General features: G+C 70.4%; 9 protein-coding genes. 6 read left to right on the top strand and 3 right to left on the bottom strand.

Going from position 1 to position 12,889, the window contains the following annotated elements:
- Positions 1-123 precede the first annotated feature (123 nt).
- Entirely contained in the window at positions 124-2,388 is a 2,265-nt protein-coding gene (locus JOF43_RS01030; protein ID WP_209897994.1) for an NAD(+) synthase, read from the bottom strand.
- Positions 2,389-2,757: 369 nt separating this feature from the next.
- Between JOF43_RS01030 and JOF43_RS01035 the strand changes: the two genes are divergently transcribed.
- From JOF43_RS01035 to JOF43_RS01055, 5 genes are all read left to right on the top strand, one after another.
- On the top strand, positions 2,758-3,621 hold the full coding sequence (locus JOF43_RS01035; protein ID WP_209897995.1) for a carbohydrate ABC transporter permease: 864 nt from the start codon (positions 2,758-2,760) through the stop codon (positions 3,619-3,621).
- 13 nt (positions 3,622-3,634) lie between these two features.
- Positions 3,635-4,645 carry a carbohydrate ABC transporter permease gene (locus JOF43_RS01040; RefSeq protein ID WP_377783567.1) on the top strand — a complete coding sequence of 337 codons (1,011 nt, stop codon included), beginning with the start codon at positions 3,635-3,637 and terminating at the stop codon, positions 4,643-4,645.
- Positions 4,646-5,033: 388 nt separating this feature from the next.
- Positions 5,034-6,365, top strand: a complete 1,332-nt coding sequence (locus tag JOF43_RS01045) for an ABC transporter substrate-binding protein (protein ID WP_209897998.1) — start codon at positions 5,034-5,036, stop codon at positions 6,363-6,365.
- A gap of 240 nt (positions 6,366-6,605) precedes the next feature.
- Positions 6,606-7,781, top strand: coding sequence for an ABC transporter ATP-binding protein (locus tag JOF43_RS01050; RefSeq protein WP_209897999.1), 1,176 nt, complete (start codon positions 6,606-6,608; stop codon positions 7,779-7,781).
- A complete protein-coding gene (locus JOF43_RS01055; protein WP_209898001.1) occupies positions 7,781-8,869 on the top strand; it encodes an ABC transporter permease in 1,089 nt (362 codons plus the stop codon). The genes JOF43_RS01050 and JOF43_RS01055 overlap by 1 nt, the downstream gene beginning before the upstream one ends.
- A gap of 48 nt (positions 8,870-8,917) precedes the next feature.
- On the opposite strand, the gene JOF43_RS01060 is transcribed toward JOF43_RS01055, so the two are convergent.
- Both JOF43_RS01060 and recR read right to left on the bottom strand, forming a co-directional pair.
- Positions 8,918-10,630, bottom strand: coding sequence for a hypothetical protein (locus tag JOF43_RS01060; RefSeq protein WP_209898002.1), 1,713 nt, complete (start codon positions 10,628-10,630; stop codon positions 8,918-8,920).
- Between the two features lie 27 nt (positions 10,631-10,657).
- Positions 10,658-11,251, bottom strand: coding sequence for a recombination mediator RecR (recR, locus tag JOF43_RS01065; protein WP_209898003.1), 594 nt, complete (start codon positions 11,249-11,251; stop codon positions 10,658-10,660).
- A gap of 268 nt (positions 11,252-11,519) precedes the next feature.
- Here recR and JOF43_RS01070 point away from each other — a divergent pair, with 268 nt between their 5' ends.
- Positions 11,520-12,851, top strand: a complete 1,332-nt coding sequence (locus JOF43_RS01070) for a glycoside hydrolase family 125 protein (RefSeq protein ID WP_209898004.1) — start codon at positions 11,520-11,522, stop codon at positions 12,849-12,851.
- Positions 12,852-12,889: the final 38 nt, after the last annotated feature.

Consider the following 12,889-nt stretch of genomic DNA (forward strand, 5'->3'; position numbering starts at 1 on the left):
CGGCTCCATGCCGCCGAGCTCGGCGTTGCCGTTGCCAAGATCGCCGGTGGCAACAGCTGCGCAGAGCTCGGCGCAGGGTAGCGGCTGGAACGGGTCGTCCCCGACTCACGGACGCTCCGCGATTCAGTCCCCGGGCACCTCGGCCTCGATCTCGGTCATCCATGCCCGCGAGGTGACGTCCGAGGGCATCCGCCAGTCTCCCCGAGGGGAGAGCGAACCGCCGGAGAGGACTTTCGGAGAGTTCGGCACAGCGGAGCGCTTGAACTGGTTGGAGAAGAACCGCCGGGTGAACACGGTCAGCCAGTCGCGGATCTCGCCGCGGGTGTAGGCACGCCGGTCCTCGTCGGCATATCCGGCGGGCCACTCCCCCGCCTCCAGCTCACCCCAGGCCTGATGGGCGAGGTAGGCGATCTTCGCCGGGCCGTAACCGCGGCGAAGCAGGTGGTAGAGCGAGAAGTCGTGCAGCGCGTAAGGGCCGATGGAGTCCTCGGTGGACTGCGCCTTCTCCCCCGGCCTGGTGGGCACCAACTCCGGAGAGATCTCGGTGTCCAGCACTGCGCGCAGGATGCCGGAGGTGGCCTCGTCGAACAGCCCCTCGGCGATCACCCAGCGGATCAGGTGCTGGATCAGCGTCTTGGGCACGCCCGCGTTCACGCCGTAGTGCGACATCTGGTCGCCCACCCCGTAGGTGGACCAGCCCAGCGCCAGCTCGGAGAGATCACCGGTGCCGACGACGATGCCACCGTGGTGGTTGGCGAGGCGGAACAGGTAGTCGTACCGCAGCCCGGCCTGGACGTTCTCGAAGGTCACGTCATAGACCTCCTCGCCGCTGCCGGCCGGATGTCCCATGTCCTTGAGCATCTGGGTGGAGGCGGGACGGATGTCGATCGTCTCGAAACTCGCGCCGATCGCCGTGGAGAGCAGCTCGGCGTTGGAGCGGGTGTGCTCGGTGGTGGCGAAGCCCGGCATCGTGTAGGCGAGGATCTCGGAGCGGTCGCGACCCAGCCGGTCCATCGCCTGCGCGCACACGATCAGGGCGTGCGTGGAATCCAAACCGCCGGAGACGCCGAGGACGGGCCTGGTGCCGCCGGGCCGGTCGCCGCCGATCGCGCTGAGCCGACGCACCAGCCCTTCGACCTGGATGTTGTACGCCTCGTAGCAGTCCTGCGCCAGACGAGCCGGGTCGTCGGGCACGAAGGGAAAACGGTGCAACGGCCGACGCAGGGGGCCGGTCGCCGGACGGGGCGCCTCCTCGTCCGCCGCGTCGGACTCGATCCATGTCATGTCCGAGCCGGTCACCGCACCGAGACCGGCCAGGGGGGCCTCCTGCGCCGCGTCGTGCGCGAGGGTGTCGTCGTCCTCTCCGTGGGGGAGGTCGCCGATGAGCGCGTCGGGAGTGAACAGCGAGGTCTCGGTCCAGGTCTCGAAGTCCTCGAGCGCCGCGGCGTGCGTGCGGCGGTTGTCGTCGAAGGTGTTCTGGCGGCGACGCTCGGCGACGATCCGGTCCAGGTCGACGTCGACGATCGTCGCGCGCGGCCCCTGCGGAAAACGCTCGGACTCCCCCAGCAGGTCACCGCACTCGTACACGAAGGTCTGTCCGTCCCAGGCGAGGTCGGTGGTCGACTCCCCCTCGCCGGCGGCTGCATAGACATAGGCGCTCTGGCAGCGGGCCGAAGCAGAACGCGCGAGCAATTTGCGGTCCTCCGCGCGGCCGACCGTGATCGGTGAGCCCGAGAGGTTGGCGACCACGGTGGCTCCGGCGAGGGCGGCCTGGGCCGACGGCGGGACCGGCACCCACATGTCCTCGCAGATCTCGACGAACAGACGCAGCCCCGGCACGTCGGGGACGGTGATGATGCTGTGCGGGGTCAGCAGATGCTCCTCGCCGCCGATGCGCACCAGCTCCCCGTCGGCGTCGTCGCCCGGCGCGTACCAGCGGCGCTCGTAGAACTCCCGGTAGGTGGGCAGGTTCTGCTTCGGGGCGACGGCGAGCACCTCACCGCGGTGGATGACCACGGCGCAGTTGAACAGCCGGGCACGGTCGCGGGAACGCAGCGGCGCGCCGACGACGATGATCGGCAGCAGCTCACGGCTGGCATCGATCAGCGTGCCGAGCGCGGCCTCGGCAGCGTCCAGCAGGGGTTCCTGCAGGACCAGGTCGTCCAGGGAGTACCCGGTCAGCGACAGCTCCGGGAACACCGCGAGTCCGACCTGCTCATCGTGCAGCGCGCGCAGCTGTTCGAGATGACGCTCGGCATTGGTGGCGGGATCGGCGAGCGCGACCGGGACGGTCACCGCGGCCACGCGCACGAACCCGTGGTCGTAGATGCTGGCGTGGGGGTCGGCGGCCTGCGCGCTGGGGCCTGCGGATTCCGTCGATGAGCTCATGTCGGAAGCGTAATCGAGACGCTTCGGTCCGAGCAGGGACGGACCTTCGAGCGGTCGGCCGGGGCGCCCCCATCGAGCGCCTGATCGAGAGGCCCGCTCCGAGCGACCGGCCGACCGCCCCCATCGAGCGACTGGCCGGGGCGCCCCCTCCGACCAGCCGCCGGGACGCCCGGGCCCGCGCCCCGGACGGCATCGTCGTCGAGTACTGGCGCGTGAGCATGCGCTCTGGCGATATGACCAGAGCACACGCTATGCCGCCAGTTGTCGACCATCTACCCGCGACAATCGCACCGATCCGTCGGGCATGGGCCGCCTGCTATACCTTTGGGCCGTGACTGACCGGATGGCTCCGCACGCGAGGGGACCCGTATGAACTCTCGTCGGCCCCTGCTGGGGTGGTTGCTGGTCGCCCCCAGCCTGATCGGGGTGGCCGCCTTCCTGATCCTGCCCGTGATCCTCGCCTTCGTCGTCTCCCTGTTCCGCTGGGATCTGCTGGGCACCCGCGACTTCATCGGGCTGGACAACTATGCCTCCTTGCTGGCAGACGGTGCCCTGCTGAACTCATTGCTGGTCACGGCACTGTTCACCGTGATCTCGGTGCCGGTCTCCCTGGCGCTGGGCCTGGCGCTGGCCTCCCAGTTGGTCCGCGCCGTGCCCGGCTCGGCGGTGGTGCGGGTGATCGTGGTGATCCCCTGGGTGTGCGCCCCGCTCGCGCTCGGCGTGGTGTGGAAGTGGATCTTCCAACCATCGGTGGGCGCGCTGAACCAGATCCTCGGCGTGCGGATCGAGTGGCTGACCGACCCGAGCCTCGCCCTGCCTGCCGTGGCCTTCGTGGCGATCTGGCAGAACGTCGGCTACATCTCGCTGTTCTTCCAGGCGGGGCTCTCCCGGATCCCCGGCTCGATCTACGAGGCGGCTCGGCTGGACGGCGCCGGCCCCTGGCGTTCGATGTGGCACATGACGATCCCGCTGCTGCGCCCGACGACCTTCTTCCTCGCTGTCACCCAGGTGGTCGCGAGCTTCCAGGTGTTCGACATGGTCTTCGCGCTCACTGGCGGAGGCCCCCAGCACCGCACAGAGGTCATCGCCTCGCTGATCTACCACGAGGCGTTCACCTCCTCCAGCCTGGGGCGGGCGAGCGCGGTCGCCGTGATCCTGTTCGTGCTGCTGGTGATCATCACGCTGATCCAGCAGCGCTATTTCGCCCGCCGCATCACCTACGACATGAGCTGAGAGGAGACCGACGATGCAGACCACCCCTGACTCCGCGAAGCCGCCACCGTCGAGCGGTTCCGCGCCCGCCGACGTGTCGCACGCCGCGACGGACCGGGCTCCCTCCGGCGACCACACCCCCTCCGGCCAGGACTCCTTCGGTCGTTCCACCGGATCTCGGGGCCGCCGTCCCGGCCTCGGATCGATGCAGCTGCGCGCGCTCGCCGGTTATGCGGGGACCTACCTGGTGCTCGCCGTCGCCGCGGTGCTCACGCTGGGCCCGTTCCTGTTCTCGGTGATGACGGCCTTCACCTCTTCCCGGCAGTTCGCCCAGGAGGGTCCGCTGTCGGTCCCCGCCCCGCCGGTGCTCGAGAACATCATGGCCCTGTTCGGTCCGTCCGCTGGACCGGACGGCTTCGTGACACCAGTGGTGGTCACGGTGCAGATGGTGGCGACGATCCTGGTGGGACAGATGGTGTTCTCGGTACTGGCCGCCTACGCCTTCGCTCAGCTCCGCTTCCCCGGCCGTGACCTGCTGTTCTGGGTGTATGTGGCGACACTGATGGTGCCGCAGGTGGTCGTGGTGGTGCCGCTGTACCTGATGATGAGCGAGGCAGGGCTGCGCAACACCTTCTGGGCGCTGGTGCTGCCCTTCGTGCTCGGCTCCCCCTACGCGATCTTCCTGCTGCGTGAGAACTTCCGCGGAGTCCCGACCGAGCTGATGGACGCGATGCGGATCGACGGCGCGGGGACGCTGCGGCTGCTGTGGCATCTCGTGGTGCCGCTGAACCGCGCGATCATCGTGACGCTGATCCTGATCACCGTGGTCACGCACTGGAACAACTTCATGTGGCCGATGGTGATCACCTCGGGTCCCGAGTGGCGCACCATCACCGTGGCGACCTCGGCGCTGCAGTCGCAGTTCGACAACAACTGGACGCTGGTGATGGCCGGGACGACCCTGGCCATGCTGCCGCTGGTGCTACTGATGATCGTGTTCCAGAAACAGATCACCCGCTCGGTCGGCGACACCACGCTGCGCTGAGCCGCGCGACCGGCGACCGGCGACCGGCGACCGGCGACCGGCGTCCGGCGTCCGGCGTCCGGCGTCCGGCGTCCGGCGTCCGGCGTCCGGCGTCCGGCGACGGAGTTTTGCGCCGGGGAGGACCGGTACGCGCCGCGACACCGGTCGCGCAGGGACAATTCTCGCGCGTCGGCGAGCCGAGCGACGGGGGCGCACGTCGGCGGGCCGAGCGACGGGGCACGCCTCGACGAGCCGGGCGTCGGCAAAGCGTGCGCAGGCCGGTCGCGCATAGGCAGACGGTTCGCGCTGCGGTGGCTGACGACGGCCCGGCGCCACCGGCAGACAATCCCCACCGCGTGCACGGCCCGGGGACCATAATGAGGACACCACCTGCTCGGAAGGACACCTCATGCTGAAGCGTCGCACCCTCCTCTCCTCCGTCGCCGCCGCCGGACTGCTCGGGACCGCCGCCGCCTGTTCCCCCTCGAGCGACGACGGCGCAGGCTCCGGCGAGGACGGCAAGGGCTCGCTGACCTTCCGGCTCTGGGACGAGAACGCCGTGGCCGCGTACGAGGAATCGTTCAAGGCCTTCACCGCCGACAGCGGCTGGCAGGTCGAGATCGACGTGGTCCCGTGGAACGACTACTGGACCCGCCTGCCGCTGGACGTGGCCAGCGGCGATGCGGCCGACGTGTACTGGATGAACTCGGCGAACTACGTGCTGTACAAGGATTCCGAGGACCTGCTCGACATCAACGAGGTCGTCCCCGATGGCGCCTCGCAGTGGGAGCAGAGCGTCGTGGACCTCTACACCCGTGACGGCGGTCTCTGGGGGGTTCCCCAGATCTGGGACTCGATCGCCCTGTTCTACAACAAGGCGCTGGTCGAGAAGGCGGGAGTGGATCCTTCGGCCCTGGAATTCGATCCCACGGCCGACACCGACGGCTTGCGCGACGCTGCGAAGGCTCTGACGGTGGACGGCGAGGGCCGGCATCCGGGCGAGAAGGACTTCGCCGTCGACTCGCGCGAGCAGTACGGCTTCAACTCGCAGGCGGACCGGCAGGCGATCATCGGCCCGATGCTGGCCTCCAACGGCGCGACCTGGCAGAAGGACGACAAGTACACCTTCGCCTCCGCCGAGGGGATTGAGGCGTTCCAGTACATGGCCGACCTGGTCAACGTCGAGAACGTCGCTCCCAGCGCCGCCGACACCAACGAGAACGGCGATTTCACGCGGGACCTGTTCACCCAGGGAAAGCTCGGTCTGTTCCAGTCCGGGCCCTACAGCCTCACCGCGATCTCCGAGGGCGTGGCGGACTCCTTCGAATGGGCGCTGGCGCCGCCGGTCGCCGGGCCCTCCGGCGCGAAGTCACTGGTGCACGGCGTGGTCGCGGTCGGCAATGCGAAGGCCGACGAGGACAAGCAGGAGGGTATCGCCGCCCTGCTGACCTGGCTGGGCAGCGTCGACGGCCAGACGCCGCTGGCCGAGAAGGGCGTCTCCTTCCCCGCACACGTCGATGCGCAGCAGGCCTTCCTCGACTTCTGGAAGGAGAAGGGAGTCGATGTCAGCGTGTTCGTCGAGGCGGCCAAGAATCCCGCGGAGGCCGACACCGGTGCCCGCGCCAATGCCGGCCTGGAAGCCGTGATGCCGACGTTCCAGGAGGTCTTCATCGGCCGCCTGACCGCCGAGGACGGGATCCCGCAGGCGCAGGAGGAGGGCAACGCCGCAATGGCGGAATGACGCCGCGTGGCGGGGGCCCGCTCTGGCGTCTGTCGCGCTGGGCCGTGGTCGAGTACTGGCGTCATGGCATGTGCTGTGGCGATATCGCCAGTGCGCTCGACATAGCGCCAGTACTCGACCGTTCAGTCCGAAGTCCACTGTCGACCACCCGACCACCTTCACCTCGTCCCCACGATTCATCTCCGGGACGTGCTCACCGCGTCCTTCGCAGCGCTGGTCACCCCGTGGCACGCTGGGCATATGACTGAGAGCACAACCCCGGTCGAGGGAGCGGGCCCGGATCCGCAGGGGGAATCGGGCACGGGGTACGCCTATGACCCGCCGCAGCATGCGTCGCCGGGGGGCGAGGCGATGGGAGGGGACACCATCGGCCCGCCGACCGGACTGGGCGCCGTCGACCCGCAGAACGGGCACGCATTCGACCTGCAGAATGGGAAAGCCGCCGGCCCGCCGAACGGCGCCGTGAACGGCCCCGGCATCCTGTGCGAGCACGTCAGCCGCTCCTTCGGCGCCGTGCACGCGGTGCAGGACCTGTCCTTCGCCGCGCCACGCGGGAAGGTGACCGCCCTGGTGGGCCCCAACGGCTCCGGCAAGTCCACGCTCATGCTCATGCTCGCCTCGCTGCTGGCGCCGGACAGCGGCCGGGTGCTGGTCCACGGCGTCGACCCCTCGCAGGACTCCGCGGCGGTGCGCGCGACGGTGGGGTGGATGCCCGACCAGTTCGGCGCCTGGGACTCGCTGCGCGTCTCCGAGGTACTCGAGGTGATGGCGCGGGCGTACTTCCTGCCCGGTGAGCAGATCCGCTCGCGGGTCGACGAGCTGCTGATGCTGATGGACCTGGTGCCGCTCGCCGCCCAGCCTGCCCACGTGCTCTCGCGTGGGCAGAAGCAGCGCCTGGGTCTGGCCCGCGCCCTCGTGCACCGCCCGGAGGTGCTGGTCCTCGACGAGCCCGCCTCCGGCCTCGACCCCGCCTCGCGGCGCCGGCTGCTGCGAGTGCTGCGGCAGGTCGCCGAGCAGGGCGTGACGGTGCTGGTCTCCAGTCACATCCTCTCCGAGCTGGAGGAGATGGCCGATCACGTCGTGTTCCTCGACGCCGGGCACGTCGTCGACTCCTCCAGCGTGCGCGATCTCGCCGAGCGTCCCCGGCCCTGGCGGATCGAGTCGCTGGACGTCTCCGCGCTCTCTCGGGCGCTCGGCGATCTCGGGGTGCGCCATCACGGGGTCGTCGATCCTGCCCAGACGTCCGGCGGTCACGCCGAGGCGTTGGTGGATCTGCCCGACGAGGCCACCGCCTCCCGCCTGCTGCGGGACCTCGCGGGCAAGGACGCGGCCGTGGTCGCCTTCGGACCGGCCACCGGTCGGCTCGAGGCCGCCTACCTCGCCTCCGAGGCCGCCGACCGGGAGGGAGCGCTGTGATGGCCCTGCGGAACGGCACATTCTCCCTGCGTCCGCGCGGGCTGTGGCTGGTGACCTCCCTCGAGCTGCGCCAGCGGGTCCGCTCCGCTCGCTGGTACATCGCCCTCGGTGCCTGGACGCTGATCCTGCTCGGCATCGGGGTGATGGCGCTCGCCCCGGTCCTGTACACCTCGGGGTGGGGGTCGATCGCCCCCGTCGCCCGCGTCATGTTCAGCCTGCAGATGCTGCTCGTGCTGTTCGCGATGCTGCTGGTCACGCCCGCTCTGTCGGCCGGGTCGATCAACGGCGACCGCAGCGCCGGCACCCTCGCCACGCTGCAGGCGAGCCTGCTCAGCCCGCTCGAGATCGTGCTCGGCAAGCTGCTGGCCGGGCTGGCCACCGGTCTCGCCTTCCTGGTGCTGGCGATGCCGTCGGCCCTGCCGCTGGCGGTGCTGGGGAACGTCAGCGTCTTCTACCTGCTGCGCGTCGTGGCGATGATCTGCTTCCTGACCTTCTGCGTGACGGCGATCGGGCTGGGGCTCTCGGCGATCACGCAGCGCCAGCTGGGCTCGGTGGTTCTCGCGTACGTGCTGGTGTTCGGCGTGACCGTGGTGGGACCGATCCTGTGGGGCACCTCCATGGTGTTCCTCCATGAGGAGCGCGAGGTCACCGAGTACGTCGTCGAGACCGGAGAGGACGGCACCAGCGCAGGGGGCATCTGCGTCGCCGAGACCGCCACCGTGAAGGTCTACCGGATGGATCTCGCCCAGCCTGTGCTGTGGCCGAACCCGGTGGTCATGCTGGCCGAGGCCGCGCCCACCCCGGAACTCATGGAGTACTGGGAGGAGGCGAACGACGAGGTCGACGCGCTGTCCGTGCTCAAGTTCGGGATGCGCGAGGTCTCGAGCCCGCCGCACCCCTCGGACTACAACTACTGCTCGCCGGACGCCGCGGGGTCCCCGCAGGATCTCGGCGAGCCGATGCAGATCCCGCTGTGGCCGATGGGCGTGGCCGCCTGGGCCGTCGTGGCGCTCGGAGCGCTGGCCCTTGCGGTGCTCCGCCTGGCCGTGCCGATCAGGCGCCTGGGCAAAGGCACGCGGATCGCCTGAGGGACGGCCGACCAGGTCGACGTGCCACCAGGAACGGTGCGGGCCACCTCAGGGCTTGCGCAGCTCCGTGACCGAATCGGGGATCTGGTGGCGGCCCGGAGGGTCCTCGGCAGGGTGACTCCCTCCCGTCTCGTCGCCGCCGGTGAGCGCGGAGCCCTCGCCGCCGAAGTCGGGCAGCCGCCCGCGCGCCAGGTCTGCCTCGCGCACCGCGGTGTCCGTCGCACCGGGCTCGCCGTCGTCGACCCAGAGCCGCTCCCCGGCAGCATCGAGATCGAAGATCTCCAGGGTGTGATCGCCGCCCTCGGCCTGTAGGCGCCGGCGCAGCGCGGCACGCACGGCGGGATCCTTCGCCCGTTGGGCACGGGTGCCGATGTCGGGCGCGACCAGCGCATGCGGGGCCTCGCGGCGCATGTACTTCCCGGCCGATCCGTACAGCACGTCCCGCAGCCCGCCCCTCATCGCGGCGGACGCCCCGGCGCCCAGCAGCGGGACCAGCACCAGCGCACCGAGGATGATCCCCACCCAGGCGACGGGGGTCGCGGACCCCAGCAGCGCCAGCAGCACAGCGGTCAGCACGAGCCCGAGCAGGGCCAGGCCGGCGCTGATCCAGCCGGTCAGCGAGGCGACGCGCGCCTCCCACGGATTCACCCGGGCACGGTGCGCCCACGAGGAGTAGGTGCGCTGGTCGACGACCAGGTCGCGCTGGTTCTGCGCGGCCAGGACCGCGAGGCCGGGAGCGAGGGAGACGCCGAGCGCGACCAGCCCTGCCGCGGGGACGCCGACGGCGACCATCTGCCAGCGCAGCGGCGAGCTCACCTGGGCGAGGTCCGCCTGGGTCATGCCCCCGACGGTCGTGACCAGGTCGGTGATGCCGAAGACGATCCAGCCGAGCCCCGCGGCGGCCGGGGCCACCCAGGTCAGGCACGCGCGGGCGATGAGGGCCAAGGAGGTCAGCGCCCCGCGCGGCGTCAGGGCGGCGGACGCCGCGGGGGTGGCGCGGTTCGGCGGCAGGTGCCGGCGATCCTGGGCGAGCACCCGCTTCGCGGCGGCGCGGCGCGCATCGAGGTCCCGGTCGAGACGACCGACGGTCTCCAGGGCCGCGGCCGCCTCGAGGCCGAGCACCTTCGGGGCCCCGACCGTGCGGCGCACGAGCACCCAGGCGATCAGGAGCGCCCCGAGACCGAGGGACAGCGCCATCAGCGGTCCCGCCCCCAGTCCGGACCAGGGCTGCGGCACCCCGACGGCGATGCTCAGCGGGAGCGCTGCCACCACCAGGGCCGGGGGGATCATCAGCACGGCGGTGAGACGCGTGGCCACCTCGCGCTGGAACCCGGCTTCGCTGAGGTATCGACGAGGGTCCATACCGGCGATCGCACTCGGAGCCAGCAGGAGCAGGGAGAGACTCAGTGCGGTCGCGAGCGTCGGCAGCAGCAGGAACGCGGTCCACAGGCCACTGGTGCTGAAGCCCAGCGAGGACATGGCGGCGCGCAGGTACATCGGATCATCGAGCGCGACCAGGGCCGAGAGCCACCAGAACGTCGGTGAGGCACCGGTGACGTACAGGATCAGCAGCAGGTACCACAGGGCGAGGATCACCAGGCCCGGGGCCCAGGAGATCCGCAGCAGCCGGCCGGCCAGGGCGCGCCGGGACTCGACGATGATCTCGTGGGGCGGGACCAGGCTGGACTCCTCCCGGGGCAGCTCGCGCGGCGGTGGCAGGTCCGACAGCGGCGGCAGCGGACGCGAGTACGGGGAGGTCATCGGGGCACTCACAAAGTCACGGGGCTCTCACACCGTGCGACGGCCCAGGAAGGCTCGTCCGAGGGTCATCTCGTCGGCGTAGTCGAGGTCGCCGCCGACGGGCAGGCCGGAGGCGAGGCGGGTCACGGTCAGCTCGAGCGGGCCCAGCAGACGCGAGAGGTAGGCGGCGGTGGCCTCCCCCTCGATGTTCGGGTCCAGCGCGAGGATGACCTCGGTGGTCTCGCCCGAGCCGAGCCGGCTCATGAGCTGGGTGATGCGCAGGTCGTCCGGGCCGACGCCGCCGATGGGATCGATCGCCCCGCCGAGCACGTGGTAGCGACCCTTGAACTCGCGGATCTTCTCGATGGCGACGATGTCCTTGGACTCCTCGACCACGCAGATGACCTCGTCGCTGCGGCGGGTGTCGGTGCAGATGCGGCACGTGTCCTCGGCGGAGACGTTGCCGCAGATCTCGCAGAAGCGCACCGTGTCCTTGACGGTGACCAGCACATCGGCGAGACGGCGCACGGAGGACTCGTCGGCGTCCAGCAGATGGAATGCGATCCGCTGCGCCGACTTGGGGCCGATGCCCGGCAGCTTGCCGAGCTCGTCGATGAGGTCCTGGACGATGCCTTCGTACACGGGCACAACTGTAGTTCCCCCGCCGGACGCGGGACGCCCCGCATGACATACCTCCGCGCACGTCACAGCCCGCGCCTGCCCTCCGCCTCCTCGGCGCGGCGCGCTGCCCATCCACCAGCACCTCGGCAACGGGTGGCCGCCGTGACCACTTCCGGCACCGGATGGCCACGGACACCGCCACGTCCTGTCGGCAGAAAATATGTCCATCGCCGTGACATATCCGGATACCCTGGACTATGCACAGCCCGACCCTCCTCGATGGAGTCCCATGGTCCAGCTGCCTCCTACCCTGCTCGACGCCGTGCACGAGCGCGTGCTCGACGGCCTCGATGCCGCCGCCCCGCGCGAGGAGATCGCCCGCCGCGTGGTCGCCTACCTGCGCAACACCTCGGAGACCACGGTCAGCGTCGAGGAGGACGGCACCACCTTCGTGATCACCGGCGACATCCCCGCGATGTGGCTGCGGGACTCCGCCGCCCAGCTGACCCCGCTGCTGCGGCTGGTCGTCGCCGAAGTCGGGGCCGCGGAGGACCGCGCGGTCCTGGTCGGCCTGCTCAGCGGTCTCCTGCGCCGGCAGTGGCAGTATCTCGTCATCGACCCGTACGCCAATGCTTTCAACCGGGCCCCGGATGCCTCTCACTGGGACAGCGACGACACGAACCTCGACACCCCCTGGGCGTGGGAGCGCAAGTTCGAGCTGGATTCCCTCTCCTACGGGCCGGACCTGGCCTGGCGTCTCTGGACGGCGACCGGGGACACCTCCTGGGCGGACGAGAAGTTCGTCCCCGCGGCCCGTGCGATCCTCGAGACGGTGCGCACCGAACAGCATCATGAGGAACGCTCCGCCTACTACTTCCGCCGCGCGGACTGCCCCGCCCAGGACACCCTGGCCCGCGACGGCAAGGGGTCCCTGACCGCACCGAACGGCCTGGTCTGGGCCGGTTTCCGTCCCAGCGACGACGCCTGCGAGCTGGGTTACAACATCCCTGGCAACCATTTCCTGGCCCTGGCGCTGGAACGTCTCGGCGACCTGCTCGAGCACGTCGCGGGACAGGCTCCGGAGGCCGCCGAGGCGCGTCGGCTCGCTGGCGAGATCCGGGAGGCGCTGCAACGGCACGGGCTGGTCGACGGGCCCGACGGCTCGCCGATCTGGGCGTACGAGATCGACGGGCGCGGCAACCACGTCGTCCTCGACGATGCGAACGTGCCGAGCCTGCTGGGGCTGCCGTACCTGGAGTGCGTGGACGCCGACGACCCGGTCTACCTCGCCACCCGTGCCGCAGTGCTGTCACCTCACAACCCGTACTTCTACTCGGGCGAGCACCTGGCGGGGATCGGCTCGCCGCACACCCCTGCCGGGCACGTCTGGCCCATCGCGAAGAACGTCGAGGGACTGACCTGCGGTGACGAGGACGAGAAGCGGGCGGTTCTCGAGCAGCTGATCCGCACCGACGGCGGCACCGGGATGATGCACGAGGGCGTCCATGTCGACGACCCGTCGGTCTTCACCCGCGCGTGGTTCTCCTGGTCGAACTCGATGTTCTGCGAGCTGGCCCTGGATCTGGCCGGGGTGCACCGCGAGATGGCCGCTCGGGTCTGATCCCGGGGCGGCTGTCCGCCCGTCGAGCACTTAGGTGG

Source organism: Brachybacterium sacelli (genome assembly GCF_017876545.1).
GTDB classification, from domain to species: domain Bacteria; phylum Actinomycetota; class Actinomycetes; order Actinomycetales; family Dermabacteraceae; genus Brachybacterium; species Brachybacterium sacelli.

Bases quoted from the DNA above. Each gene is read 5' to 3' on its own strand.
- JOF43_RS01030 (WP_209897994.1), bottom strand. From the start codon at position 2,388: ATGAGCTCATCGACGGAATCCGCAGGCCCCAGCGCGCAGGCCGCCGAC.
- JOF43_RS01035 (WP_209897995.1), top strand. From the start codon at position 2,758: ATGAACTCTCGTCGGCCCCTGCTGGGGTGGTTGCTGGTCGCCCCCAGC.
- JOF43_RS01040 (WP_377783567.1), top strand. From the start codon at position 3,635: ATGCAGACCACCCCTGACTCCGCGAAGCCGCCACCGTCGAGCGGTTCC.
- JOF43_RS01045 (WP_209897998.1), top strand. From the start codon at position 5,034: ATGCTGAAGCGTCGCACCCTCCTCTCCTCCGTCGCCGCCGCCGGACTG.
- JOF43_RS01050 (WP_209897999.1), top strand. From the start codon at position 6,606: ATGACTGAGAGCACAACCCCGGTCGAGGGAGCGGGCCCGGATCCGCAG.
- JOF43_RS01055 (WP_209898001.1), top strand. From the start codon at position 7,781: ATGGCCCTGCGGAACGGCACATTCTCCCTGCGTCCGCGCGGGCTGTGG.
- JOF43_RS01060 (WP_209898002.1), bottom strand. From the start codon at position 10,630: ATGACCTCCCCGTACTCGCGTCCGCTGCCGCCGCTGTCGGACCTGCCA.
- JOF43_RS01070 (WP_209898004.1), top strand. From the start codon at position 11,520: ATGGTCCAGCTGCCTCCTACCCTGCTCGACGCCGTGCACGAGCGCGTG.